This window comes from Pantoea sp. GL120224-02, from assembly GCF_900215395.1.
GTDB classification, from domain to species: Bacteria; Pseudomonadota; Gammaproteobacteria; order Enterobacterales; family Enterobacteriaceae; genus Pantoea; species Pantoea communis.
This window is the reverse complement of the sequence record NZ_OBEC01000004.1, coordinates 239,855-265,428: the sequence shown is the minus strand read 5'-3', so window position 1 is coordinate 265,428 and position 25,574 is coordinate 239,855. Positions and strand designations below refer to the sequence as shown.

The following is a 25,574-nucleotide window of genomic DNA, read 5'->3' as shown; positions in this document are numbered from 1 at the left end:
AGGCTGTTATATCGCAATGTGATGGCTGACCTGCGGGGCTTCTTCACCCTGATGATATTGCAGAACGGCCTGCTGAAGTTCGGCATCGGCGTGCGACACACGCTGGTGCTGACGCATATGCTCCTGCCAGGACTCCACCATAAACCACTCCAGCAATGCTGTCGGATCGTCGGTTTGCTCCATGAGTCCCCATGAATAGGCGCCATCACGGCGGCGAGACTGTGCCAATTTGTGAATCGCCTTTTTGAACGCGGCGCGATCTTCCTGCGGCACGCGGTAGCGAATCTGAATCAACACCGGACCATGACGCACATCGACATCATCGTGCACCACCGGCATGGCCCAATGCTCAGCGGGTTGCAGATCGGCTTCACCCGCAGGCAGTGCCAGACGTTTCAGCAGTACGCCAGTGATCACCAGACCGGCCCCGGCAATCAGCAAAGTGGCGGCCAGCCCCAGTTGCTGCGCGATTAGACCCCAGGCCAGACTGCCACCGGCCAATGTGCCGTTAAACACCATCAGATACACCGCCAAACCGCGGCCGCGCACCCAATCCGGCAATACCGCCTGCGCTACGCCGTTCAAGGTGGTCAGTGCAATAATCCAGCCGATGCCGAGCACCAGCATCAACAGCAGCGCCAGCCACTGCGGCGGGCTCATCGCCAGGGCCAGCATCACCAGCGCACTGAGCACCGCTGAGAGCAACATCAAACCATCGTTACTCAGCTTGCTACGCAGACGCGGTAACAGCAGCGCACCGGCAATCGCGCCGCCGCCCACTGCGCCCAGCAGCAAACCATAAAAACCGGCGGTACCGTGCAGCATGGTGCGCGCTACCAGCGGCAGCAGCGCCCAGATGGCACTGGCAAAGGCGAAATACATCGCGGCACGGAACAGCACGCGGTGCAGTTCACGGCTAGCTTTGACATAGCGCAGGCCCGCGCGGAAGGCCCCAAAGAAGTGCTCATTCAGTTCGGTTTTAGCTTTCGCCGGACGTTTCCAGTACAGCAGGGCAGCAATAACGAAAAAATAACTCGCCACATCGGCACCGTAGGCCGCCATGGCGCCTAAACTTGCCAGCAGTAAACCGCCAGTGGCAGGCCCGATGGCGCGGGCAATATTGATGCCGAGCGAGTTAAGCGCTACGGCGTTTTTTAGCTCATGACGCGGCACCAGTTCAGGGACAATCGCCTGCCAGGCCGGGCCAAACAGCGCAGCACCAATGCCACCGACAAAGGTCAGGCCGATTAGCCATTCCACGGTGAGCCAGTGATTGTGCGACAGCACCAGCAGAGTGCCGCTGACGCTGGCCATCAGAATCTGCACCACGATCAGCAGACGGCGGCGATCGACGATATCAGAGAGCACGCCCGCGGGCAGTGCCAACAGGAACACCGGCAGGGTGGCGGCGGTTTGCATCAACGCCACGGCGGTCGGATTATCGGATAAGCCGGTGACTAACCAGGCGCTGGCGACGTCGCGAATAAAGCTGCCGGTATTACCGAGTACCGAGGCGGTCCAGATCAGGGCGAACAGCCCGTAGGCGAAGGGAGAAAAAGCACCGCCGCGTGGCGTCGTTGGGTTTTGCTGGCTCATCATCGTGTTCCTGTAAATGTGCGATGTATGCACCTTACGAATCCCGCCAGACGCTTGATAGTGGAAAAAATCGGCCAACTTGTTCAGGCTTTTTTGACAGCTTTGCAGGGCAAAAATCTTTGAACAAGTTGTCAAAATCTCTGCTTTAGGTTTTTACAGCAACCGAATGTAGTTTGATTGGCAGACACAACATCACTCACTAAACGGAGCAAAAAACATGAGCACATTCAAAGCAAAAGACGGCGTTAACCTGTATTACAAAGATTGGGGCAAAGGACAGCCCGTGCTGTTCAGCCACGGCTGGCCGCTGGATGCGGATATGTGGGATAGCCAACTGAATTTCCTCGCCGAACGCGGCTATCGTGCGATTGCGTTTGACCGTCGCGGTTTTGGTCGCTCTGAGCAGCCGTGGGAAGGCTACGATTACGATACTTTCGCCGATGATATTCATGCGCTGATTGAGCATCTGCAACTGGATGACATCACGCTGGTGGGCTTCTCAATGGGCGGTGGTGATGTCTCACGTTATATCGGTCGCTACGGTACGGCGAAAGTGAAAGGGCTGGTACTACTGGGCGCGGTGACGCCAATCTTCGGCAAAACCGATGAACATCCGGAAGGTGTTGAAAAAGCAGTATTTGATGGTATCAAAGACGGCTTGCGTAAAGATCGTGCGCAGTTTATCAAAGACTTCGCCACGCCGTTTTATGGTGCCAATGCCGGCCAGACTATTTCAGATGGCGTAATGACGCAGACGCTGAATATTGCGTTGCTGGCCTCACTGAAAGGCACAATTGATTGTGTCACGGCTTTTGCGGAGAACGATTTCCGCGCCGATATCGCCAAAGTGGATGTGCCGACGCTGGTGATCCACGGCAGCAACGACCAGATTGTACCCTTTGAAGCCACCGGTAAGCTGGTACACGAGATGATCGAAGGCTCGGAGCTGAAAGTGTATGAAAACGGCCCGCACGGTTTTGCGGTGACGCATCAGGATCAGTTGAACGACGACTTACTGGCGTTCTTGCAGGGAAATAAATAAGCGCAGGTTGCATAGCGGCGCAATTTATCGCGCGAATCCAGGGCTGCATCGCCGCTTACAGATGCGCAATAAGCCGCTGCGATAATGACCACCAAAAAGAAAGGGCGCTGATGCGCCCTTTCTGTTTTAATCCGCCAGCAGATGCCCGTACATCGACATTAGCCTGCGGGTCACACCGTTGGTCCAGCCAAATCCATCCTGCAGTGGATATTCACCGCCGCCACCCGGACGGGCACGATCGCCGCTGATGTCATACTTCTCCACCAGTTTGTGATGCAGCGAATAGAAGTTCTTCACCGTGGTCAGCCAGTTAACGGCAATCTCTGTCGCCAGCGTCTCTTCGCCGTAATGATTCAGACCCACTACCGCCATCCATTGTAATGGTGCCCAGCCGTTGGGTTTATCCCACTGTTCACCGCTCTCTACCATCGATGTCACCAGACCGCCCTGCGTCAGCAGCAACTGGCGCAGCGCCACCGCCTGCAGATGCGCTTGCTCCGGCGTGGCCAGGCCGAGGAACAGCGGCACCACAGCCGCTGCCGTGAAGGCACCAAAGCGTTCGTCGCGCCAGTTGTAATCACGGTACACGCCTGCGGTGTCATCCCACAGGTAACGATGAATCGCCTGCTTACGCGTGTCGGCTTTCTTCTGCCACGCCAGCGCCGTCAGCTCTTCGCCTTTAGCATGCGACAACGTGGAGATCATCAGCTCCAGCTTGTAGAGAAACGCATTCAGGTCCACAGGGATAAACTGCGTAGTGCGAATGCTGGCCAGACGTTGCGGATCGCGCAACCAGCGTGAGGAGTAATCCCATCCGGATGCGGCACCGGCACGCAAATCACGATACACCTCATTAGCCGGTCGGCTCGATTTGCTGGCAGTTTCCACGTCTTCCATCCACGACTCATCACGCGGGGTGTCGCGGTCATCCCAGTAGCGGTTGAGCAGCGAGCCATCCGGCATGCGCACCACGTGGCGATAAGCCTGATGTGGCATCAGCTCGCCCGCGCCATCCATCCAGAACTGATACTCTTTCATCAGCTGGTCGAGATAACGCTTGGCACCGCGAATCCCATCCTCTTCAAACAGCTCAACCATCAGGGCAAACACCGGTGGCTGTGAGCGGCTGAGATAATAAGTCCGGTTGCCGTTTGGCACGTGGCCGTAGTTATCGATTAGCCATGCGAAGTTATCTGCCATGTCGCGCAGCAAATCGTCACGCCCGGCATCGGCAAGGCCGAGCATGCTGAAATAGGAGTCCCAGTAATAGGTCTCACCAAAGCGTCCGCCGGGTACCACATAGGGTTTTGGCAGCGGCAGCAGCGATGAGTGCGGTAAATGCTGTTGCGGCATTTTGGTTAACACCGGCCACAACTCGTCAATATGTTCCGTCAGCGATTTATCAGGATTGGAAACATAAAAGCTTTCATTCACCTGAGGTAAATAAAATTGGTCGTGCACGAATTTTTCGAGATCGAATTCGGCCGAGCGACGAGTTCGACGATAGCGGATTAATATATCCAGCGGATCATATTTTGGCGCGCAGTCCGGGAAGGTTTTTCCATCCGGAAATATGCGCGACATCTGCACGTGCTCGAACAGTTCAAGGTAGCGATCGGCAGGGGTGAGCGCATCTGGCGCGGGCAGACCCTGGATCAGCTCCGGTTCCGGCTCGGAATCCTCCATGCCTTCGCGGATAAATTCGTGAGGATCGTATTGATACCCCAGATCAGCATGGGCTTCGTGTTCCCCGAAAGCTTGATGTTGCTGGTTAGTATTAATAGCGGCCTCCTGAAATTGCCTGGTTGCTCAAAGGACAAATTATAGAGCTTTGAATAGCCGAGACAACAATGCGAAATATCTATGAACGTAATAAATCTTGTCGATTGATCCGGCTTTTTAGTGAATTTTCAGCGATTACAACAAGCTATATTTCAGGAAATGAAAGCAGTGTTTTAAATGCTGGTTCAAATCAGTGCACAGAATTATCTGTAAATAAGAAAATCGCCATTATTTGACTTAAATACCGCGTTTGGCTTTGATCATTTGATGGCATACGAGACGGGAATCAGGCCAGCTCGGGCTGGCCTGAACAGGCATTATTTTGCCAGTGTGGCTTTAATCACCTCGGCATAAGGCGTGGTCGGGCGACCAATCAGTTTGCTCAGCGCTCGGCTGTCATCAAACAGCCCGCCTTGTGCGGCACCGGCATCGGAGTCCGCCAGCAGTTCTGCCAACGCATCCGGCAAACCGGCGCCTTTCAATGCTGCCTCAAACTCAGCAGGCGGCAGGTTGATGTAATCCACTTGCTCGCCAGACTGTTTAGCAATCTCGGCGCTGAACTCGGCCAGCGTATAGCTCTCATCACCAGCGAGTTCATACACTTTACCAGCCTGATCGTCACGGCTGATCACTTCAGCGGCGGCGGCGGCATAATCCACGCGAGCGGCCGATGAGATGCGGCCTTCACCCACCGCGCCAATAAAGGCGTGATGCGCCAGCGCCGGGGCAATGCTGGCGGCATAGTTTTCGGTGTACCAGCCGTTTCGCAGCAGGGCATAGGGCACGCCTGAGGCCTTTAACATCGCTTCGGTAGCACGGTGCTCAACGCCCAGACCCAGCGTGGTGGTGTCCGCATGCAGCAGGCTGGTGTAAGCGATAAACTTCACGCCCGCCGCTTTTGCCGCATCAATCACCGCCTGGTGTTGCGCTTCACGCTGGCCGACTTCGCTGGAAGAGATCAGCAGCAGTTTGTCGACGCCGCTGAACGCGCTTTTCAGCGTGTCTGGCTTACTGTAATCCGCCGCGCGCAACGTCACGCCCAGCGCTTTCAAATCGCCTGCTTTCTCAGGTGAACGCACTGCCGCAATCACTTCACTGGCAGGCACTTTTTTCAGTAACTCGTTAATCACCAAACGGCCCAGTTGGCCTGTGGCACCGGTAATCGCAATCATGATGTTCTCCTTCAGTTTGAGCTGGAATGAAATCAGCCTAAGGGATAAACTAACTTTTAGTAAGTACTTACAGATTTGTTAGTTTGGAAGAGGCAGCATAAATGTCTGAAAAATTGAGTAATAAATTTATCCGCGGCGAGCTGCTTAACGTCAATTGCCCTTCACGTGACGTGCTCAAGCGCATTACCAGCCGCTGGAGCGTATTAGTATTATTAGCGCTGCGCGAAGAAACGCTGCGTTTTAGTGAATTGCGCCGCAAGATTGGTGGCGTCAGTGAACGCATGCTGGCGCAAACGCTGCGCTATATGGAAGAAGATGGGTTTATCGAGCGCATCGCCTATGAAGTGGTGCCACCGCATGTGGAGTATCGACTGACGCCGCTCGGACGTGAAGTTGAAGGGCACGTGATTGGCCTGGCCGACTGGCTGGAAAGCAATGTGCACCGCATTGTAAAGGATAACGCGTAGGCGTAGCGGCCTCATGCATCGCGCATCTCCTTGATGTGTCAGCACCTGGGAACACCCGATAAATCAGTCCGCTACGCAAGTTCGGCACTGTCAGACGTGCAAATATTTCTCAAACCACCCCAATGTCCGGCTCCACGCTAACTCTGCTGCCGCTTTGTCATAACGTGGGGTCGAGTCGTTGTGGAAGCCATGATTCACGCCGGGATAGATATAGGCTTCATAGGTTTTATGGTTAGCTTTCAGCGCCTCTTCGTAGGCTGGCCAGCCTTCGTTGATGCCTTTGTCTAACGCGGCATAGTGCAGCAGCAGCGGGGCGTTGATGCGCGGCACGTCTTCCGCTTTGGGCTGGCGACCATAAAATGGCACCGCACAAGCCAGTTCCGGGAAGGCCACTGCAGCAGCATTCGCCACGCCGCCGCCGTAACAGAAGCCAGTGATCCCCACCTTGCCAGTGCCTTCCTCGTGGTGCATCAGGAAATCGACGGCAGCAAAAAAGTCGTTCATCAACTTAGTGGGATCGACTTTGGCCTGCATTGCACGACCCTCTTCATCATTGCCCGGATAACCGCCCATTGAGCTCAGGCCATCCGGTGCCAGCGCGATATATCCGGCTTTGGCCACGCGACGTGCGACATCTTCAATGTATGGATTCAGTCCGCGATTCTCATGCACCACCACCACCGCGCCCACTTTGCCGGTTGCCTTGGCTGGACGCACCAGATAGCCGCGCACCTCGCCATGGCCTTGCGGAGAGGGATAGTGGATGTATTCGGGTTTGATCTCGGGGTCGGTGAATTCAACTTGCTGCGCCAGTGCATAGTTGGGGCTCATGGCGGTAAGCAGGGTGGCACCGGTCATGCCAGCGATGGTGAATTTGGCGGCCAGGGTGATGAACTCACGTTTACTGATCCTGCCGTGCGCGTAATAGTCATATAACTCAAGCAGTTCCTGGGGAAAATCCTGTGCGGTAAGACGGGTCATAACCTCTCCTTCGCTGATTAACCGATGGCTTTGCTGCTCTAAAAAAGCACAGCGGGTTAATGCTTGCAAACGCTATGCCGCAAAGCGTTAAGAGAGAGAGGAGCGCAATGTGTCTGGCCCAGGCCCGTAAAAAATATATCCTTTGGTTTTAAAAGAGGGCTATTTTAATTAACAATCGAGATAACATCATATTGTCTGGAATTATTGACACGCTATCTGGTTAAGGATTGAATTAACCTTCCTGTTATCCGCACTAAAAAATAATCAAATGAGAGAGTTAACGTTTAACGTTGAGATCTTAGCGTGAAGATTAATAACAATATCGCTACAATAATCGAGGGTTGTTAACCTTAGAATTGTGATATCAATCAATTAGTCTTTGATGAAGACAATGATCGTTATCAACAAACACTGTTATAGTTTTAAAGACTTCCTCTGTTTATTTTCGTTCTGACTGCTTCCTTTTACATTAGTGCGACCTTTCATCCGATAAGACGAAATAACTCCCCGCACGCTGTGGTTCATTATAAGTAAAAATTCCAGTGCACTTTGTGGCAATGAGGTAAGCAATGTTTGGATTAGATGCCTTTCACCTGGCAAGGATACAGTTCGCCTTTACTGTCTCCTTCCATATTATTTTTCCAGCCATCACCATCGGCCTCGCCAGTTTCCTGGCGGTGCTCGAAGGGATGTGGCTGAAAACCCGCAACGAGACCTATCGCGATCTCTATCATTTTTGGTCCAAAGCCTTTGCCGTTAACTTCGGTATGGGTGTGGTCTCCGGGCTGGTAATGGCCTATCAGTTCGGCACTAACTGGAGTGGTTTCTCGCAGTTTGCCGGCAGTATCACCGGGCCACTGCTCACCTATGAAGTGTTAACCGCCTTCTTCCTGGAAGCGGGTTTCCTCGGTGTGATGCTGTTTGGCTGGAATCGCGTCGGTCCTGGTCTGCACTTCTTCGCCACCTGCATGGTGGCGTTAGGCACCATCTTCTCGACCTTCTGGATTCTGGCCAGTAACAGCTGGATGCACACCCCACAGGGTTACATCATCGAAAACGGCGTTGTGGTGCCGGAGGACTGGCTCAAGATCATTTTTAACCCGTCATTCCCGTTCAGATTGCTACATATGTCCACCGCGGCTTTCCTCGCCAGTGCCTTCTTTGTCGGCGCTTCAGCGGCCTGGCATCTGCTGCGAGGCAATGACAACCCTGCCGTGCGCAAGATGTTTTCGATGGCGCTGTGGATGGCACTGATCGTCTCACCGATTCAGGCGTTTCTCGGCGATGCACATGGCCTGAACACGCTGGAGTATCAGCCAGCCAAAATCGCGGCGATAGAAGGGCACTGGGAAAACAAGCCAGGTGAAGCCACGCCACTGATTCTGTTCGGTGTGCCGGATATGGAGCAGGAGCGCACCAAATATGCGCTGGAGATTCCCTATCTCGGTAGCCTGATTCTGACGCACAGCCTTCAGAAGCAGATCCCGGCACTGAAAACTTTCCCGAAAGAGGATCGCCCAAACTCCACCGTGATTTTCTGGTCGTTCCGCGTGATGGTAGCGCTCGGTTTGTTGATGATCGGTATGGGTGTGATCAGCCTGTGGCTGCGGGTGAAGAAGCGCCTGTATCAGTCACGGCCGTTTTTGTGGTTCTGCTTGCTGATGGGGCCATCGGGACTGATCGCCATTCTGGCGGGATGGATCACCACCGAAATGGGTCGCCAGCCGTGGGTAGTGTATGGCGTGCAGCGCACCATTGATGCGGTCTCCGCCCATGGCAATCTGCACATGAGCATCAGCCTGATGGCGTTCATCGTGGTCTACTGCTCGGTGTTTGGTGTCGGCTATCACTACATGATGCGCCTGATTAAACAAGGTCCAGTGACCGGTGAAGGTAGAGAAGTGGCGCACGGTGGCCCGGGCGAGCAACACACTCCGGCTCGTCCGCTGTCAGCGGCCAATACCCATAAACGTGGGGAGCAATAATTATGATCGACTTTTCTATCATCTGGTTCGCCATCATCGTGTTTGGCACCCTGATGTATATCGTGATGGATGGCTTCGATTTGGGGATTGGGCTGTTGCTGCCATTCAACAAAGATCCGATCGAGCGCGACATGATGGTCAACACCGTGGCGCCAGTGTGGGATGGTAACGAAACCTGGCTGGTACTGGGGGGCGCAGCGCTGTATGGCGCTTTCCCGCTGGCCTATTCGGTGCTGCTGGATGCGCTATCGATCCCATTAACCGCGATGCTCATCGGTTTGATTTTTCGCGGCGTGGCGTTTGAGTTCCGCTTTAAAGCCACTGAAGAGCATCGTCCGTTTTGGGATAAATCGTTCATCGCCGGATCGCTGCTGGCGACCTTTAGTCAGGGCGTGGCCGTGGGCGCCATTCTTAATGGCTTCCCGGTATCAGGCCGTGAATATGTCGGTTCAGCAATGAATTGGCTGGCGCCGTTCCCGCTGTTCTGCGGTATTGGCTTAGTGATTGCTTATGCACTGCTGGGCTGCACCTGGCTGATTATGAAAACTGAGCACGACCTGCACCGCAAAATGTCAGCGCTGGCCACACCGCTCACCCTGACGCTGCTGTTGGTGGTTGGCATTATCAGTGTCTGGACGCCGCTCACCCACGCGGATATCGCGCAACGCTGGTTCTCACGTCCCAACCTGTTCTGGTTCCTGCCGGTTCCGCTACTGGTGGTGCTGTGCTCGTGGGGGATTGTGCGCGCCATCAAGCGTGAGGCGCATTACTCACCGTTTCTTTTGACGCTGGCGCTGATTTTCCTCGGTTTCTCCGGTCTGGGTATCAGTATCTGGCCAAACATCGTACCGCCGTCGATCACTATCTGGCAGGCCGCATCTCCGGCCAGTAGCCAGGCGTTTATGTTGGTGGGCGCTTTACTGATTATTCCGGTGATTCTGGGTTACACCTTCTGGAGTTACTACGTGTTCCGCGGAAAAATCAAAGCCGATGAGGGGTACCATTGATATGCCAATCCAGGTCAGCAAGATGAAAGACAGGGTAACGCCGTCGCCATGGTGGAAGCGGGTGATATGGCTGGTCATTATTTATGGCGCAAGCGTGCTGGCACTGGGTGTGGTGGCATCACTGTTTCGTATGATGATGAACGCGGCAGGCATGCATACGCACTGAGTCTTCACAGAGACCGGTTTCGCAACAGTGTGCGCCCCGTTACAAAAATTGCGTGAAGGTCGCTGGTAATAGCGACCTTATTCACATTATCGCAGTGCAAAAATTGACCCTAAAACGTTAGTAACCTAAGCAATTAATGCTGTTCCCGCCTCGCTGCCTTTACTCTTCCTTACGTAAGTAATACGTTTTTGTTATATTTATGTGACTAATCGCGCAAATTCATTACCTTCACACTTATCACTCGATTGAAAAAATCATGCTCAGCCTGAATCTTAAAAAACAGTACATCAACGATCTGGTGGACTGGATAGAGGCGAATCTGACCGATGAGCTCAATATCGATCTGATTACCCTGAAATCTGGTTACTCCAAGTGGCACATGCAGCGCATGTTCAAAGAGATGACCGGCCAAACGCTGGCCTCGTATACGCGCAAGCGTCGCCTGACCATGTCAGCGATGGCGCTGCGTTTGACCAGCATGCCGCTCATCGATATTGCCGTGCGCTTTGGCTTCGATAACCAGCAGAATTTCACGAGGGTATTCAAAAGCCACTTCTCCATGACGCCCGGCGCCTATCGTCGTATCCCGGACATGCTGATGAAGGATTTCCACAGTCGTATTTCCACGCAGCGTTCGTGGGTCAACGCGCGTCTGGCCGAGAAGCCGGAGTTGCAGCTGTGTGGCGAAGTGATTGAGTGGGAGTGCCGCTTTGGCGAGTACATCGATCATCATAATCAGGTGGTCGCGCAGTATACCCGCGATTTTGTCCGTTTTGCCGGTAAGCATGTCAGTCGTGGCTGGCTGGGATTCCAGTTCAGTCCGGGAGTGAATTCAGCCGATCAGCAGCACATTAGCTTGTTCCAGGCACTGGAAAGTCAGTATGCCGATGTGCTGCCGCGCAACGTGCAGAACTGGACCGGCGAGAGTGGTTTATATGCGGAAATTGACTGGCACGGTACGCCGGAAGAGATCAACGCGTTTACCGCCGAGATTTACTACAACCACTTGCCTGCACTGGGTGTGGCGCGCCGGGCCGGTAAAGACCTGCTCAAGCTGGATCTGAAATACAGCACGCCCGATTTGCTGCAGGGCACTTTCTACATTCCGGTCTCCACCTGCTAATGCATAAATCGTGCGGTTATCTGTGACTAACCGCACGATTTTATAAAATATTCGCCGTAACTGGCGTAAAATCCTTCATTGAAACCTGATTGGCCGCGTAAAACACCAGCCGCCACACATCAGGCTGGATAATCACCTGCATTCCTGGTCCGCTCTGGACCGCTAAAGTGAAAAAGAAAAAATTATGCGACTTTTACCGTTGTTCCTCATGACAGCGCTTGTGGCGTTTTCCTCGCTGGCAAGTGCACAGATGGCTGAGCCTTTCTCTCCGCCGGGCGGCCTGCATCCTCATCAGACTCACTGCCAGCAGCATGAAATTGTGGGTGATAACCCGCTGCCGCAGCACAGCCAGGATGACAATAGCTTTGTCAACTGCAGTAACCATCAGGCCTGATTTCACCTCCGTTTTACCGCGCTTTACTCCGTTAATATCGATGACACGCCGCACGTTTGTTGCGGCGCGATCGTTGCTTGCTGTTGTTCGCTAGTCGAACTCAATTCCCTTTGCGGGAGAACTCGCTGCGGTGCTCTCCTGAAACCCCTTCAGCGTTAATACCTGCCAAGCCACACCGAAAATTCTGCAACTTTTCCCAATAGCATTTTTCGGCATTGCATCGAAGATATATCATAGCTATTCTGCCTGACGTCAGATGAGAATGATTTTCGATAACGTTTGACGTGAACGACTCTCAAGTTACGGTATCGTCAGCTGAAGGGTCGGCAATCCTGCCACCCCGGATGGGTAACAGCAGGTTCGCATTTAGTAACGCCTTTGTCTGGAGAGATCTCTTGCAAAAAAACACTAACGATCGCGCACCGAAGCGCGTACGCAACGAATTACGTTTCCGTCATATCACCGTGGCGAGCAAAACCTTAATCGCCGGTGAATTCTGGCGCATCGAGTTTACCGGCAGCGATCTGGCGGGCTTCAATTCGCCATCGTTCGACGATCACATCAAAGTGTTCTTCCCGGACAACGCTGGCAGTGCTTTGGCCTTGCCGCAAATGACCGAAGAAGGGATCGTCTGGCCTGGTGGCGTACGTCCGGCTGCGCGTGACTACACGCCGCTGGCGTTTAACGGTACGGATTCCCTGACGCTCGATTTCTATATTCACGATGGCGGCGTGGCCAGCAGCTGGGCGAATGAGGCAAAGCCAGGTGATCAAATCGCCATGGGCGGCCCGCGTGGCTCCTGTGTGGTGCCCGTGGATTATGCCTGCCAGATTTACGTGTGCGATGAGACCGGTCTGCCAGCCTTCAAGCGTCGCTACGCTGAGATGCAGGCGCAGCAGATCCATCTGCTGGCCTACGCCGATGAAACCACCGGACGCGATTATCTCGGCGATCTGCCAAATGTGCAGGTGACCTGGCTCGGCAGTGGCAGCATGCAGGTAGATAACCTCGGCCCGCTGATTGCGCAGCTGGATCAGATCTCACTGCCCACAGAAGAGTATTTCATCTGGCTGACAGGTGAAGGTGAAGCGGTAAAACTGCTGAGCGACTACTTCACGCAACGCCGTGGTGCGCACACTGATTTCGTACGCGCGGTGGCTTACTGGCATCAGAAATAACTGACTTCGCCGCGCCCGCTGCCGCCTGTGTTGAATTTTGCCAGGCGGCAGACTACTATCAACCTCCCTTAATTGACCTCAGGGAAGGCAATGAAACAGCAGCGGGATTTTCCATGGCAGTCCGATAATGCACAACGTGCAATTTGTGCAGGTGCGCGTAAAAAGCGCCGGGAAAGGATGCTGGATGCCAGTGATATCCGCCTGTTGATGATGCATTTCCTCGCCAACGGTTCTGCGCATGGCTATGAGCTGATCAAGTCAGTGGAAGAGCTGTCCAAAGGGGAATACTCCCCCAGCCCTGGCATCATCTATCCTAACCTCACTTTGCTCGAAGAGATGGATGCAATCCGCGTAGTGGATGCGCATGCGTCGCGTAAAGCCTACGCACTCAATGAAGGTGGTCGCGCATTATTAGCCGAGAACGGCGAGAATATTGCCAATATTATTGAGCGACTGACTTCGCTGGCGATTCTGGTGAATAATCGCAGTATTCCGGAAGTCGAGCAGGCGATTCATCATATTCGGCATACGCTGAACCATCGTTTGTCGCAGGAAGATATTTCTCCTGAGGCGCTGGAAATTGTGATTAACGCTTTGAATGAAGCGACGGAAAAAATCGCCAGCAGTTAACCCTCACAGGCATTAACGTTTTGATTTTCTGTCATGGGCGCAACCTGGCGCCCTTATTGAAACCCTCTTTAGGGCTTCTTCTTATCCACGTGCCCTAACTCGCGATCCGGCCAGCAGAAATCACGCACGCGCTGTTTCAGCGCGGCCGCATCCGGGAATCCGCCTTCCTGTTTACGCTCCCAAATCACCGTGCCATCAATCGAGATTTCAAATACGCCGCCAGTACCAGGTTTCAGCGTCACCGCGCTCAAATCTTCGGCAAAAGTGTGCAGCAGTTCCTGCGCCATCCACGCCGAACGCAGCAGCCAGTTGCATTGAGTGCAGTAGTAAATCGTCACAGCCGGTTTTTGCGACATCAGGCGCCTCTTCTTAATTATTGATTATAAACAAGTTAACAAAATGTGCGGTCTAAGATACATCTTAGTGTAAAGTTTATTGATAATGATTACCAATTGCATTACATTCCTGACGAAATTATTTATTACATAAAATAAGTCCACACATTTTACGGTTTATTAACGCATATCGCGTTTTTTTGGCGGCAATCCAGTGAGCGAATACTAACAATTAACCAGGTATTTCGCGCATGTCTTCACTCTTTCAGGGAATGACCCAGCAACGTCTGTTTAAAGTTGCGATTTTGTCTTCCGCTATTCACGCCGCTTGCAGCTATGCAGCCAACGACAACACGACACTTGCTTTATCTTCTGACAAATCCACCAGTGCAGAGCCGGTTATGACGGTAACTGCGCCGAAGCTGGAGAAACAAGCCGGTAGCAAAAGCACCATTACCGCCGCCGATATGCAGCGGGATGGCGGCAATGATTTCGGTACCATCATGCGCTACGAACCAGGCGTGACGGCAACTGGTGCAAGCGGCGGCTCTTCTGCAGGTAAAAGTGGTTTTGATCGCGCGGGCTACACCGGCTACAACATCCGTGGTCTTGAAAGCAACCGCGTCGATATCAACGTTGACGGTGTTTCTCTGCCGGATGCCACTGGCCGTAGCTACGTCAGCCGCGCCGGTTTGGATACCTTTGGTATTGGCCGCGATTACATCGACCCATACATGTTTGGTCGCGTGGATATTGATAAAGGCGCGACTTCAGTCTCTCAGGCCAACACCGCGATTGGTGGTGCGGTATCGTTCCGCAACAAGACGCCAGACGACTACTTACATCCTGGTAAAACCACCTACTTTGGCTACCAGAGCGACTTCGATTCCTCAAACCGCAGCTGGCACAACGGCATCACTGCCGCAGCAGGCGATCAGGAACTGCGCGGTATCTTTGTTTACAGCCGTCGCGATGGCCAGGAAACGCAAAACAATGATGCGAGCCGTGGCGCCTATCCTGCCAACTGGCACTCTGACGCACTGCTGGGCAGCGTGGTGTGGGAGCCGAATGACGCGCACAAAATCACCGGTACCGCCGATTTCTACCATAAAACCAATCACACCCATTACGACAGCTGGGATACTTCAGGCAATACCGTATACGGCACCGCACAGCAGCAGAGCGATACCCGTCGCTTCGGCCTGAGCCTGGCGGACGAGTACACGCCTTACAACGACTTCATCGACAGCCTGAGCACGCGTGTCTACTGGCAGCACACCGAAGCGCATGACAACACCTATATGCCTTCGAGTGCGTCAGCCTATGAAACGGTTTACTCGGACTACAACACTGACAGCTACGGCTTTGAAACCAACCTGGCTAAAACGCTGGGTCGTCATGAGCTGACCGCCGGTTTAAATGGACGTCTGGAAAAAACCGAGCGCCCATTCCGCCAGTCACCGACGCCTGGTACCTTCAGTGTAATCATGCAGCCTGAAGCAGACAGCCGCAGCTACACGCTGGGCGGCTTTGTGCAGGATAAGATCAACTTCGACCTGGATGGCCACAACTTTGCTGTGGTGCCGGGCGTACGTGTGGCTTACCAAAATACCAAGCCTGATAACCTCAGCAGCCTGACCAGCGGCAGCACCGTTCTAACCGAATCAGAAGTTGAAACGCTTTATGGCTCAGGCAATAGCGATACGCAGGTTCTGCCATCACTGGCATTCCAGTATGAGCTCACGCCAACACTGATGACCTATCTACAATACAAGCGCGGCGCACAATTCCCGAACGCCAGCCAGCTGTATGGTTCATGGAACCTCGGTTCCAGCTATGCGGGTAGTCAGCAATATGCGCTGATTGGTAACCCGGATTTGAAAACCGAAACCAGCAACAACTTCGAATGGGGTCTGAAAGGACAGCCGACCGAAGGCGTGGTGATGAACACAGCGGTTTACTACAACGCTTACAAAAACTTCATTGCCTATAACCGTTACACCCGTGCCGGTAGCCCGGAGAAATTCACCAACGTTCCAGGCAACATTTACACTACTTATCAGTCAGAGAATCGCGATAAAGCCTATATCTATGGTGCTGAGTTGAGTGGGAAGGTGAATTTCGGCACCTGGTATCAAGATGTGCAGGGCCTGAGCGCACGCTTCGCCTTTAGCTATAACGAAGGTAAATCTAAATCGAGTTACCTAGGCGACCGTTACGTCGATCTGGAAAGCGTACCGCCAATGAAAGCGGTGCTGGGCCTGGGTTGGGATGCGCCGCAGAACGAGTACGGTGCTGCTGTGACGGCAACCTTCGTGAAGGGCAAAAAAGCCACAGCGACCAACCGCCAGAGCTATACCAATACCGGTTCTGCACTGACCGATTCCACCACCGATTACGAGCGCGTGCCGGGTTACGGTATGGTCGATCTGACGGCTTATTGGCAGGTGGCTAAGAACGTCAAGCTGAGCGGTGGCGTGTATAACCTGACAGATCGTAAATATTGGGATTACCTGAGCAGCCGCGAAATGACCAGCGATACCGCACAGGATCGCAACGATATCGCACTGACAACTCAGCCAGGCCGCACCTTCCAACTCGGTGTGAACGTCGACTTCTAATCATTTTTTCGCCCTGCGTTCGCGCAGGGCCTTTTCATGGAGCAAGAGCAATGAACCCACGTTACGATCACTACCTGGCGCTGAAGGGCGAGCATCCGAAGAAGTATGCCCGCGATCTGGCGGCCCTGATGGGCATTGGCGAAGCGCAGCTGTGTGAAGCGCGCGTCGGCCAGGATGCGCAAGCGTTAAAAGTAGATTTCCCGGCGTTGCTGAAGGCACTGGAAGCCGTTGGTGAAACCAAAAGTATTACCCGCAACGAATATGCGGTGCATGAGCAGGTAGGCAAATATGAAAACCTGCACCTCGGCGAACATGCCGGGCTGATCCTTAACCCACGTGCGCTCGATCAGCGTCTGTTCCCGGCACAGTGGCACAGCGCCTTCTTCCTGCGTGAGCAGACAGCGCGCGGCGAACGTCAAAGTATTCAGATTTTTGATCGCCACGCGGATGCGGTACTGAAAATCTACACCACCGACAATACCGACATGGCGGCATGGGATGCGCTGATCGCTGAGTTCACTAGCGAAGCCGCTGCGGCACTCGATCCACAACCTGCCACCGCGCAGGAACACAGCCGCGCCATTGATGCCGATAAAGTGGAAGCCGAATGGCGCGCCATCACCGATGTGCATCAGTTCTTTGGCTTACTGAAGCGCCACAATATTTCACGCCAGCAGGCGTTTCACGCGGTGCCGGACGATTTGGCGCGTCAGGTCAGCAACGATTCGCTGGCTCAACTGCTGGAGCAGGCGCAGCAGGATGGCAACGAAATCATGATCTTTATCGGCAACCGGGGTTGCACGCAGATCTTCACCGGTGCGGTGGAGAAGCTGATGCCGATGGACAATTGGGTCAACATCTTCAACCCAACCTTCACGCTGCACCTGATGGCGGACCACATTGCCGAGAGCTGGGTGACGCGCAAACCGAGTGGCGATGGCTTTGTCACCAGCCTCGAACTCTTTGCTGCCGATGGCACGCAGATCGCGCAGCTGTATGGACAGCGTAGCGAAGGCACGCCAGAGCAGGCGCGCTGGCGTGAGCAGGTCACTGCATTGGGAGCGACAGCATGAAACGTCTGACGCTGTTATTGCTGGGCGCGCTGGCACTGCCGGCATTTGCCGCTGAACGGGTGATCTCGATCGGCGGTGATGTGACACAAATCATTTATGCGCTGGATGCGCAGGCCAATCTGGTGGCGCGCGACAGCACCAGCCAGCATCCAGCGCAGGCTAACAAGTTGCCGGATATCGGTTATATGCGCCAGCTTAATGCCGAGGGCATTCTGGCGATGAAGCCTACGCTGGTGCTGACCAGCGAGCTGGCGAAACCGTCGCTGGTGTTACAGCAGGTCGAGAGCGCTGGCGTGAAAGTGGTGGATGTCACCGGCAAAACCAGCCTCGACGCCATCCCGGAAAAGATCGCCACCATCGGCAAAGCGCTCCATCGTGATGCCGAAGCGAAGGCGCTGATTGAGAAAGTGAACAAGCAGCGCGCGCAGATTCCCCAGCAGCCGCTGCCAGTCAAAGTGCTGTTTGTGATGTCGCACGGTGGCATGCGCACTCAGGCGGCAGGTAACCAAACCGGCGCTGATGCTGCAATCCGCAGTGCCGGTCTGGTCAACGCCATGGCGGCAATCCCGCATTATCAGCAGCTGTCACAGGAAGGTGTGGTTGCTGCCGCGCCGGATTTGGTGGTGGTGGGTGAAGATGGCCTGCGCACGCTGGGCGGCGAAGAGAATATCTGGTCGCTGCCCGGGCTGGCGTTAACACCTGCAGGCCAGCATCACGCCTTGCTGGTGGTCGATGAGATGGCCATGTTGGGCTTTGGTCTTGATACGCCGGAGACCATCGTGAAACTGCGTAAGGCCGCCGAAGCGGTAAAACATGACTAACACCGCCGTGATGCGCTGGCTGTTATTGATGGGCATCAGCATGGTGGTTTGCATGCTGATGGCTGCCAATTTTGGTGCCATGCCGCTGTCGATGCGCACGCTGTTCCATGCGCCGCTCAGCGATATGGCGTGGCAAATCTGGCTGAACATCCGCCTGCCGCGCGTATTGCTGGCGGTGTTGCTCGGTATGGCATTGGCAGTCTCTGGCGCGGTGATGCAGGGCCTGTTCCGCAATCCGCTGGCCGACCCGGGTTTGCTTGGGATCAGCAGTGGAGCGGGGCTAGCAGTAGCGGTTTCGATTGTGGTGCCGCTCAGCTTGCCGCCTTTGCTGGCGCTGTGGCTGCCATCGATTGCTGCGTTTATCGGTAGCCTGGTCGTCACGCTGCTGATCTTTAGTTTCAGCCGGCTGGCGCTGGGGAATCTGTCACGTTTGTTGCTGATCGGTATCGCCATCAACGCCTTGTGCGGTGCGGCGGTGGGTGTGCTCTCCTGGCTCAGTAATGACCAGCAGTTACGCCAGCTGGCACTGTGGGGCATGGGCAGTTTGAGCGCGGCACAATGGCCGAGTCTGGCGGTGTGTGCTGTACTGATTCTTCCTGCGTTGATTGCCATCCAGACCCGTGCGCGCCGTCTTAATCTGCTGCAACTCGGTGAGGAAGACGCGCATTACATGGGGATTGATGTGAAGCGCACCCAGCGTGAGTTACTGGTGCTGAGTGCGCTGCTGGTGGGCACGGCGGTGTCGGTGAGCGGGATTATCGGTTTTGTCGGACTGGTGGTGCCGCACGTGATGCGTTTCTGTGTTGGTAGCGATCATCGCTGGATGCTGCCGGGTTCGGCGCTGGCGGGAGCCATCTTGCTATTGCTGGCGGATACGCTGGCGCGCACGGTGGTGATCCCGGCGGAAATGCCGGTGGGATTGATCACCAGCCTGATCGGTGGACCATGGTTTCTCTGGCTGATTCTGCGTCAGAAAAGGGGGATGAATGAGTGATTCAATGCAGGCTCGCGGCCTGCGCTTTAGTCATGGCACGCGTGCGCTGATTGATGATGTCTCTATTACCTTGCAGCCTGGTGAGATGATTTCCTTAATCGGCCCCAACGGCGCAGGCAAGTCCACGCTGTTGCGCCTGTTAACTGGGTTTCTGGCGCCTGAAGCGGGGGAGTGCTGGCTCGGCGATCGCCCGTTAATCGATTGGCCGCGTGAACCGCTGGCGCAACGTCGTGCGGTGATGCGCCAGCAAAACAGCGTGACTTTTCCGCTGCCTGCTGAAGAGGTGGTGGCGATGGGCCGTGCGCCCTGGCCTGCCAGCAAATCCAAAGCGGTGATTGAAGAGGTGATGCACATCACTGGCAGCCTGGAACTGGCGAAGCGCGATTATCGTTCGCTCTCCGGTGGGGAACAGCAGCGCGTGCAGCTGGCGCGAGTGCTGGCGCAGTTATGGCATGATGATGGTCCACGCGGTTGGCTGTTTCTTGATGAGCCGACCTCCGCACTCGACCTGTATTGGCAGCAGTACAGTTTGCGATTGCTGCATAAGCTGACGCGCAACGGTCGCTTTAGCGTCTGCACTGTGCTGCACGATCTCAATCTGGCGTCGCTGTGGTCCGATCGCATTCTGCTGTTGCATCAGGGCAAGCTGGTGGCGCAGGGTTCACCGCAAGAAGTGATGACGGAAACCACGCTGACGCGCTGGTATCAGGCGGAACTGCATGTTGTGATGCCGCAAGAGCAGGGCAGGCCGCAAATTCAGCTGCGGGCGTAGAAGTGGGGCGCCATTTATGGCGCCCAAAAAGTTACCGGCAATCGACAATCAGACGTCCACGAACTTCGCCCGCCAGCAATGCCTCGGCACCTTCACGCGCTTCACTTAGCGGAATGACTTTGGTTAACTGCTCCAGCAGTGCGCCATCCACCAGTTCCGCCAGACGCTGCCACGCTTGCTCACGCAACGGCTTAGCGCACATCACGCTATCCACTCCGGCTAACACCACGCCGCGCAGAATAAACGGTGCCACGCTGGTGGGGAGATCCAGACCTTGCGCCATGCCGCAGGCTGCCACCACACCATCGCGCTTGATGCCCGCCAGCACGTTGGCCAGCGTATGGCTGCCGACGCTATCAATCGCTGCGGCCCAACGCTCTTTCGCCAGGGGTTTGCCGGGTGCGCTCAGTTCAGCGCGATCGATAATCGATGAGGCGCCGAGGGTGTTGATCAGGTAATCGCTGTCGCTGGCGCGTCCGCTGGAGGCCACCACGTCATAGCCTAAACGGGCCAGCAAACTGACGCTGAAACTGCCGACGCCGCCGCTGGCACCCGTCACCAGCACCGGACCCTGCTGCGGCGTGATGCCCTGTTTTTCCAGAGCCAGAACGCACAGCATCGCGGTGAAGCCGGCGGTGCCAATCGCCATGGTCTGCAACGGGCTTAAAGCCGCAGGCACTTTCACCAGCCAGTCACCAGAAACGCTGGCCTTCTGCGCCAGTCCGCCCCAATGCTTTTCACCCACACCCCAACCGGTGAGCAGTGCCACATCGTCCTGCTGCCACTCTGGATGGCGGCTGCTGATCACCCGACCGACAAAATCGATACCCGGCACCATCGGGAACTGACGCACAATCGGCCCTTTATTGCAGATGGCGAGCGCGTCTTTGTAGTTGAGGGTGGAGTAGCTAACTTCGAGGGAGACATCCTGATCGGGCAACTGTTGTTCTGACAGATCCTGCAGGGAAGTGCGGTATCCCTGCTCATCATTTTCAATGACTAATGCCTTAAACATGCAGCCTCCGGCTGATTGAGGAAAGTGCGGGCCATATTACTCCTCTGGAAACAGGGAGCAACATGAAGGCGGACACACCTTGCATAAATTCGCATAACATAAAGATATTTAAGCGTTTTTATCACTCGATGATTTGATATTCACTTATTAATCAGATTGTTGCTGAATGTTGCTTATGCGTATCAATCTCGTTGCAACGGGTTGTTCCAGTAAAAAAAAGATGCCATCATTGCGCCGCAGTTTTCCACTGATTCCATCCACCCTGAGGACGCCGCCATGCTCGGTACAATGCGCTTTTGCACTTGTCTCCGTTCGCTTTACGATAAGCGGCCCTCCGTCATCTGTTGTTCGCAATTCTCCCTCACCATGCGGTGAGGCCAGCTTAACGCGCTATGCTGTTGGACATGACTAAAGACAGACGCGATCTGACTTTACTGATGTCTATCGGTTGCGGCGGTTGATCCGCCCGAAGACGTTATTCGCCGGGGAATTTTCCTCATTGCTGTGCCACTGGCACCCACTCATCCTTCATTACGGGGATTTGTGTTATGAATCCATTGAAAATCGCTGCCAGCGTTGCGGTAGCGCCAAGCCTGAGCCTGAACACCGCGCGTGATGTGGTGACGCTCGACAATACTGATTTTACCGATGTGGCGGCGGTGGTCGTCTCATTGGCGGATACACGCAGTGGCGTGTTAACGCTGTTGCGCCAGACCGGTTTTAATCTGCCGGTGTTTGTCGCCAACGCGTTCGATGAAGAAGTGCTGAAGCTGCCGGGCGTGACCGGGGAAATCAACGGTGCACCGGAAGAGTGGGAAGCGCTGGAAGAAGCCGCGCAGGCGTATGAGTCTGACCTGCTGCCGCCGTTCTTCGATACCCTGACGCGCTATGTTGATATGCAGAACAGCACCTTTGCCTGTCCGGGCCATCAGGGCGGGGCGTTTTTCCGTAAGCATCCGGCCGGGCGTCAGTTTTATGAATTCTATGGCGAGAACGTGTTTCGTTCCGACATGTGCAACGCAGACGTCAAGTTGGGCGACCTGCTGATCCATGAAGGTTCGGCCAAGCATGCACAGAAGTACGCAGCGAAAGTGTTTAACGCCGATAAAACCTATTTCGTGCTGAACGGCACCTCCAGCGCCAATAAAGTGGTGACCAACGCCATGCTGACGCGCGGCGATCTGGTGCTGTTTGACCGCAACAACCATAAATCCAACCATCACGGTGCGCTGATTCAGGCGGGCGCTACGCCGGTGTATCTGGAAGCGGCACGTAATCCGTTCGGCTTTATCGGCGGCATTGATGCGCACTGCTTTGATGAAGCTTACCTGCGCGAACAGGTGCAGAAAGTCGCGCCACATCGTGCCAAAGATCAGCGTCCGTTCCGTCTGGCGATCATCCAACTTGGCACCTATGACGGCACCGTCTACAACGCGCGTCAGGTGGTGGATCGCATCGGCCATCTGTGCGACTACATCCTGTTTGATTCGGCGTGGCTGGGCTATGAGCAATTTATCCCGCTGATGGAAGGCTGCTCGCCGCTGACGCTGGAGCTGAACGAGAACGATCCCGGCATTTTTGTCACCCAGTCGGTGCACAAACAGCTGGCGGGCTTCTCGCAGACCTCGCAGATTCACAAGAAAGACAACCACATCCGGGGTCAGAAGCGCTTCTGTCCACATAAGCGTCTCAACAACGCTTTTATGCTGCACGCCTCAACCAGCCCGTTCTATCCGCTGTTTGCTGCGCTGGATATCAATGCGCGCATGCACAAAGGTGAAGCCGGACGCAGCATGTGGCACGAATGCGTCACCATCGGCATTGATGCACGTAAAGCGATTCTGGAACGCTGCGAGATGATTCAGCCGTTCCTGCCGGAGAAAGTGCACGGCAAGCTGTGGCAGTCGGCGGAAACCGAGGTTATCGCCGCCGATCCGGCTTACTTCAGCCTGGCGCCAGGCGAGAAATGGCACGGCTTTGAGGGTTACGCCAGCGAGCAGTATCTGGTCGATCCCTGCAAGCTGCTGCTGACCACGCCAGGCATTGATGCCGCCAGCGGTGAATACACCAGCTTCGGTATTCCGGCGACTATTCTGGCGAACTACCTGCGCGAGAACGGCATTGTGCCGGAGAAGTGCGATCTCAACTCCATCCTGTTCCTGCTGACGCCAGCGGAGAATCCGGAGAAGATGGCGCATCTGGTGGCGATGCTGGAGCAGTTTGAACACCATGTGAAAGAGGATGCGCTGCTGGCTGAAGTGCTGCCGAGCATTTATCGCAAAAACATGGAGCGCTATAAAGGCTACACGCTGCGCCGCCTGTGTCAGGAGATGCACGATCTCTACGTCAGCTACGATGTGAAAGATCTGCAGAAAGCGATGTTCCGCCAGGCCTGCTTCCCGAAAGTCGAAGTGAATCCACAGGATGCGCATCAGGCTTACATCCGTGGTGAGGTGGAACTGGTGGCAATTGCGCAAGCTGAAGGGCGCATTGCTGCCGAAGGCGCATTGCCTTATCCACCAGGCGTGCTGTGCGTGGTGCCAGGCGAAGTGTGGGGTGGCGCGGTGCAGCGTTACTTCCTCGCGCTGGAAGAGGGTATCAACTTGTTGCCGGGCTTCTCACCGGAGCTGCAAGGGGTTTACACCGAGGAAGATGACAGCGGACGTAAACACTTAGTGGCAAATATGATGGTGCGCTAACCTGCCTGACGGCGTGCGGTGCAATCACCACACGCCGTCAGCATCCTGTTAGTGTCGAACCACCTGAATTTTCTCTTTAGCCAGCCTTCCTGTGCGGTATGTCGCCTGCTTACGGCGTTTACCGGTGATGTAAATACCGACGCACAGCACCATAAACGTCACCATCAGCGTCATTAAGCTCTCGTAGCGATACTGCGGCAGATAGAACATATAGCCCAGCACACTGACAATCATCAAAATGCTCAGCCAGGTCAGCCACGGGAACAACCACATTTTAAAATCAGGCGTGATGCCCTGTTTTTCCATCGCCGTACGCATTCTCAGCTGTGAAACGGCAATCACCAGATAGACAATCAGCGCAATCGCGCCAGTGGTGGAGATCAGAAAGGCAAACACCTCGCCCGGAAAAGCGTAGTTGGCAATACAAGCGACAAAGCCCGCCAGCGTGGAACCCAATACCGCCACACGTGGCACGCCACCGTTGGATACCGTGGCACAAGAGGACGGGGCATTACCGCGTTTACCCAGAGAATAGAGCATGCGTGAAGCGGTATATAACCCGGAATTCATGCAGCTGCACACGGCAATCAGCACCACCAAATCCACCACCAGTTTGGCACCGGGGAAATTCAGTGTGGACAACACATACTGGAATGTTCCCTGGGCTAACAGCTGCGGATCATTCCATGCCACCAGCGACACCACGAGGAAAATAGACAGCAAATAAAATAATGCGATGCGGTAAACCACCAGATTAATCGCACGGCTGATTTTTTTACCAGGGTCTTTAGATTCCACGGCGGCAATGGTGACCACCTCCGCGCCAAAGAATGAAAAAATGGTCAGTAAAATACCGGTTAATACTGCGCCAAAACCGTGCGGCATAAAGCCAATACTGTTATATAAATGTGCCACACCACTGACATTTGCCAGCGGCCAGTATCCGGAAATCGCCACAATCCCGATGCCAATAAATCCAATAATCGCTACCACTTTGATGATGGCGAACCAGAACTCAAAGGCGCCAAAGTTTTTAACGCTAAAAAGGTTAGTGACAGTGAGCAGCAGGATAATCGCGGTGGTAAATTGCCACGAGGCAATGGAAGGGAAGTAAGCATGCAGAATATCGGCACCGGCAATCGCTTCAACCGGAATCAGTAATACCCAAAACCACCAGTATAACCAGCCGATAGTGAAACCGGCCCACAGACCAATGGCTTTCGCCGCGTAGGTGGAAAAGGACCCCGAATCGGGTTGCAGCACGGCCATTTCACCCAGCATGCGCATTACCAGAAGCACCAGCACGCCGGTCATCGCGTAGGAGAGCAATACGGCCGGGCCCGCCGTGGCGATGGCATTCGCGGAGCCGACAAATAACCCGGCACCAATAATGCCAGCGATGGAGATCATACCAACCTGTCGATCTGAAAGGCCGTCGCCTAACGAATCCTGTTTTGCGGGTGAATGGCTCATACATTTCCTCTTAGCAATTCAGGCATGACATTGGATATCCCACGGGATGCAAGCATCCGTGTTGATGAAATAATGTTGATATGCCCGATACGATGTTATTTTCCGCGATGAAGTGTGATCTTCATCGATATTTTAATTATTTAAATCAATGCAAGAAATTATTTATAGAGCGATGTGGGACGTTGTTAATTTATCTGTGGAGACGTGAAATAATCATTGCACCTTATTTAAAAAAGGGTCAATCAGGA

At 54.5% G+C, this 25,574-nt stretch carries 22 protein-coding genes; 15 read left to right on the top strand and 7 right to left on the bottom strand.

The window, feature by feature from the left end:
* Nucleotides 1-6: 6 nt before the first annotated feature.
* Nucleotides 7-1,596 (bottom strand): MFS transporter, encoded by a 1,590-nt coding sequence (locus CRO33_RS10290; RefSeq protein ID WP_097118085.1) that lies wholly within the window; start codon nt 1,594-1,596, stop codon nt 7-9.
* Between the two features lie 217 nt (nt 1,597-1,813).
* Here CRO33_RS10290 and CRO33_RS10285 point away from each other — a divergent pair, with 217 nt between their 5' ends.
* A complete protein-coding gene (locus CRO33_RS10285) occupies nt 1,814-2,638 on the top strand; it encodes an alpha/beta fold hydrolase (protein ID WP_097118084.1) in 825 nt (274 codons plus the stop codon).
* A gap of 126 nt (nt 2,639-2,764) precedes the next feature.
* Here CRO33_RS10285 and treF read toward each other — a convergent pair whose 3' ends face one another.
* Both treF and CRO33_RS10275 read right to left on the bottom strand, forming a co-directional pair.
* Entirely contained in the window at nt 2,765-4,420 is a 1,656-nt protein-coding gene (treF, locus tag CRO33_RS10280) for an alpha,alpha-trehalase TreF (RefSeq protein ID WP_097118083.1), read from the bottom strand.
* A gap of 317 nt (nt 4,421-4,737) precedes the next feature.
* Nucleotides 4,738-5,592, bottom strand: coding sequence for an SDR family oxidoreductase (locus CRO33_RS10275; RefSeq protein WP_097118082.1), 855 nt, complete (start codon nt 5,590-5,592; stop codon nt 4,738-4,740).
* A 101-nt stretch (nt 5,593-5,693) separates the two neighbouring features.
* On the opposite strand from CRO33_RS10275, the gene CRO33_RS10270 reads away from it, so the two are divergent.
* The gene (locus CRO33_RS10270; protein ID WP_097118081.1) at nt 5,694-6,059 is read left to right on the top strand and encodes a winged helix-turn-helix transcriptional regulator; all 366 of its coding nucleotides are present in this window, start codon (nt 5,694-5,696) and stop codon (nt 6,057-6,059) included.
* 90 nt (nt 6,060-6,149) lie between these two features.
* On the opposite strand, the gene yghX is transcribed toward CRO33_RS10270, so the two are convergent.
* Nucleotides 6,150-7,040, bottom strand: a complete 891-nt coding sequence (gene yghX / locus CRO33_RS10265) for a YghX family hydrolase (RefSeq protein ID WP_097118080.1) — start codon at nt 7,038-7,040, stop codon at nt 6,150-6,152.
* 569 nt (nt 7,041-7,609) lie between these two features.
* On the opposite strand from yghX, the gene CRO33_RS10260 reads away from it, so the two are divergent.
* From CRO33_RS10260 to CRO33_RS10230, 7 genes are all read left to right on the top strand, one after another.
* The gene (locus CRO33_RS10260) at nt 7,610-9,025 is read left to right on the top strand and encodes a cytochrome ubiquinol oxidase subunit I (protein ID WP_097118079.1); all 1,416 of its coding nucleotides are present in this window, start codon (nt 7,610-7,612) and stop codon (nt 9,023-9,025) included.
* Between the two features lie 2 nt (nt 9,026-9,027).
* A complete protein-coding gene (gene cydB, locus CRO33_RS10255; RefSeq protein WP_097118078.1) occupies nt 9,028-10,032 on the top strand; it encodes a cytochrome d ubiquinol oxidase subunit II in 1,005 nt (334 codons plus the stop codon).
* 1 nt (nt 10,033) lies between these two features.
* Nucleotides 10,034-10,198, top strand: coding sequence for a DUF2474 domain-containing protein (locus tag CRO33_RS10250; protein ID WP_097118077.1), 165 nt, complete (start codon nt 10,034-10,036; stop codon nt 10,196-10,198).
* A 256-nt stretch (nt 10,199-10,454) separates the two neighbouring features.
* A complete protein-coding gene (locus tag CRO33_RS10245) occupies nt 10,455-11,321 on the top strand; it encodes a helix-turn-helix domain-containing protein (RefSeq protein ID WP_097118076.1) in 867 nt (288 codons plus the stop codon).
* Nucleotides 11,322-11,505: 184 nt separating this feature from the next.
* Nucleotides 11,506-11,715 (top strand): hypothetical protein, encoded by a 210-nt coding sequence (locus tag CRO33_RS10240; RefSeq protein ID WP_034823294.1) that lies wholly within the window; start codon nt 11,506-11,508, stop codon nt 11,713-11,715.
* Between the two features lie 395 nt (nt 11,716-12,110).
* Nucleotides 12,111-12,893, top strand: coding sequence for a siderophore-interacting protein (locus CRO33_RS10235; RefSeq protein WP_255253265.1), 783 nt, complete (start codon nt 12,111-12,113; stop codon nt 12,891-12,893).
* A 90-nt stretch (nt 12,894-12,983) separates the two neighbouring features.
* Nucleotides 12,984-13,523, top strand: coding sequence for a PadR family transcriptional regulator (locus CRO33_RS10230; protein ID WP_097118074.1), 540 nt, complete (start codon nt 12,984-12,986; stop codon nt 13,521-13,523).
* 68 nt (nt 13,524-13,591) lie between these two features.
* Here CRO33_RS10230 and CRO33_RS10225 read toward each other — a convergent pair whose 3' ends face one another.
* Nucleotides 13,592-13,879: a SelT/SelW/SelH family protein gene (locus tag CRO33_RS10225; protein WP_097118073.1), complete on the bottom strand. Its 288-nt coding sequence runs from the start codon at nt 13,877-13,879 to the stop codon at nt 13,592-13,594.
* Nucleotides 13,880-14,109: 230 nt separating this feature from the next.
* On the opposite strand from CRO33_RS10225, the gene CRO33_RS10220 reads away from it, so the two are divergent.
* Genes CRO33_RS10220 through CRO33_RS10200 form a run of 5 tightly spaced genes read left to right on the top strand, consistent with a single transcriptional unit; the run spans nt 14,110 to nt 20,139 of the window.
* Nucleotides 14,110-16,479 carry a TonB-dependent hemoglobin/transferrin/lactoferrin family receptor gene (locus CRO33_RS10220; RefSeq protein WP_097118072.1) on the top strand — a complete coding sequence of 790 codons (2,370 nt, stop codon included), beginning with the start codon at nt 14,110-14,112 and terminating at the stop codon, nt 16,477-16,479.
* 50 nt (nt 16,480-16,529) lie between these two features.
* Nucleotides 16,530-17,552: a hemin-degrading factor gene (locus CRO33_RS10215; protein WP_097118071.1), complete on the top strand. Its 1,023-nt coding sequence runs from the start codon at nt 16,530-16,532 to the stop codon at nt 17,550-17,552.
* Nucleotides 17,549-18,373, top strand: a complete 825-nt coding sequence (locus tag CRO33_RS10210; protein ID WP_097118070.1) for a heme/hemin ABC transporter substrate-binding protein — start codon at nt 17,549-17,551, stop codon at nt 18,371-18,373. The genes CRO33_RS10215 and CRO33_RS10210 overlap by 4 nt, the downstream gene beginning before the upstream one ends.
* Nucleotides 18,366-19,367: a FecCD family ABC transporter permease gene (locus tag CRO33_RS10205; protein ID WP_097118069.1), complete on the top strand. Its 1,002-nt coding sequence runs from the start codon at nt 18,366-18,368 to the stop codon at nt 19,365-19,367. Before CRO33_RS10210 ends, CRO33_RS10205 begins: the two co-directional genes overlap by 8 nt.
* Nucleotides 19,360-20,139, top strand: a complete 780-nt coding sequence (locus CRO33_RS10200) for a heme ABC transporter ATP-binding protein (protein WP_097118068.1) — start codon at nt 19,360-19,362, stop codon at nt 20,137-20,139. Before CRO33_RS10205 ends, CRO33_RS10200 begins: the two co-directional genes overlap by 8 nt.
* A 31-nt stretch (nt 20,140-20,170) precedes the next feature.
* On the opposite strand, the gene acuI is transcribed toward CRO33_RS10200, so the two are convergent.
* Nucleotides 20,171-21,154 carry an acrylyl-CoA reductase (NADPH) gene (acuI, locus tag CRO33_RS10195; protein WP_097118067.1) on the bottom strand — a complete coding sequence of 328 codons (984 nt, stop codon included), beginning with the start codon at nt 21,152-21,154 and terminating at the stop codon, nt 20,171-20,173.
* Between the two features lie 548 nt (nt 21,155-21,702).
* Here acuI and CRO33_RS10190 point away from each other — a divergent pair.
* Complete coding sequence (locus CRO33_RS10190; RefSeq protein ID WP_097118066.1) at nt 21,703-23,853, top strand: ornithine decarboxylase; 2,151 nt, start codon at nt 21,703-21,705, stop codon at nt 23,851-23,853.
* A gap of 48 nt (nt 23,854-23,901) precedes the next feature.
* Here CRO33_RS10190 and CRO33_RS10185 read toward each other — a convergent pair whose 3' ends face one another.
* Entirely contained in the window at nt 23,902-25,326 is a 1,425-nt protein-coding gene (locus tag CRO33_RS10185; protein ID WP_097118065.1) for an amino acid permease, read from the bottom strand.
* Nucleotides 25,327-25,574: the final 248 nt, after the last annotated feature.

What these genes read in the sequence shown, in the direction of transcription:
- CRO33_RS10225 (WP_097118073.1), bottom strand. Translation starts at nt 13,879, where the DNA reads ATGTCGCAAAAACCGGCTGTGACGATTTACTACTGCACTCAATGCAAC.
- acuI (WP_097118067.1), bottom strand. Translation starts at nt 21,154, where the DNA reads ATGTTTAAGGCATTAGTCATTGAAAATGATGAGCAGGGATACCGCACT.
- CRO33_RS10245 (WP_097118076.1), top strand. Translation starts at nt 10,455, where the DNA reads ATGCTCAGCCTGAATCTTAAAAAACAGTACATCAACGATCTGGTGGAC.
- CRO33_RS10270 (WP_097118081.1), top strand. Translation starts at nt 5,694, where the DNA reads ATGTCTGAAAAATTGAGTAATAAATTTATCCGCGGCGAGCTGCTTAAC.
- CRO33_RS10275 (WP_097118082.1), bottom strand. Translation starts at nt 5,592, where the DNA reads ATGATTGCGATTACCGGTGCCACAGGCCAACTGGGCCGTTTGGTGATT.
- CRO33_RS10185 (WP_097118065.1), bottom strand. Translation starts at nt 25,326, where the DNA reads ATGAGCCATTCACCCGCAAAACAGGATTCGTTAGGCGACGGCCTTTCA.
- CRO33_RS10260 (WP_097118079.1), top strand. Translation starts at nt 7,610, where the DNA reads ATGTTTGGATTAGATGCCTTTCACCTGGCAAGGATACAGTTCGCCTTT.
- CRO33_RS10250 (WP_097118077.1), top strand. Translation starts at nt 10,034, where the DNA reads ATGCCAATCCAGGTCAGCAAGATGAAAGACAGGGTAACGCCGTCGCCA.
- yghX (WP_097118080.1), bottom strand. Translation starts at nt 7,040, where the DNA reads ATGACCCGTCTTACCGCACAGGATTTTCCCCAGGAACTGCTTGAGTTA.
- CRO33_RS10285 (WP_097118084.1), top strand. Translation starts at nt 1,814, where the DNA reads ATGAGCACATTCAAAGCAAAAGACGGCGTTAACCTGTATTACAAAGAT.
- CRO33_RS10215 (WP_097118071.1), top strand. Translation starts at nt 16,530, where the DNA reads ATGAACCCACGTTACGATCACTACCTGGCGCTGAAGGGCGAGCATCCG.
- CRO33_RS10205 (WP_097118069.1), top strand. Translation starts at nt 18,366, where the DNA reads ATGACTAACACCGCCGTGATGCGCTGGCTGTTATTGATGGGCATCAGC.
- CRO33_RS10200 (WP_097118068.1), top strand. Translation starts at nt 19,360, where the DNA reads ATGAGTGATTCAATGCAGGCTCGCGGCCTGCGCTTTAGTCATGGCACG.
- CRO33_RS10240 (WP_034823294.1), top strand. Translation starts at nt 11,506, where the DNA reads ATGCGACTTTTACCGTTGTTCCTCATGACAGCGCTTGTGGCGTTTTCC.
- CRO33_RS10220 (WP_097118072.1), top strand. Translation starts at nt 14,110, where the DNA reads ATGTCTTCACTCTTTCAGGGAATGACCCAGCAACGTCTGTTTAAAGTT.
- CRO33_RS10190 (WP_097118066.1), top strand. Translation starts at nt 21,703, where the DNA reads ATGAATCCATTGAAAATCGCTGCCAGCGTTGCGGTAGCGCCAAGCCTG.
- CRO33_RS10210 (WP_097118070.1), top strand. Translation starts at nt 17,549, where the DNA reads ATGAAACGTCTGACGCTGTTATTGCTGGGCGCGCTGGCACTGCCGGCA.
- cydB (WP_097118078.1), top strand. Translation starts at nt 9,028, where the DNA reads ATGATCGACTTTTCTATCATCTGGTTCGCCATCATCGTGTTTGGCACC.
- CRO33_RS10290 (WP_097118085.1), bottom strand. Translation starts at nt 1,596, where the DNA reads ATGAGCCAGCAAAACCCAACGACGCCACGCGGCGGTGCTTTTTCTCCC.
- CRO33_RS10230 (WP_097118074.1), top strand. Translation starts at nt 12,984, where the DNA reads ATGAAACAGCAGCGGGATTTTCCATGGCAGTCCGATAATGCACAACGT.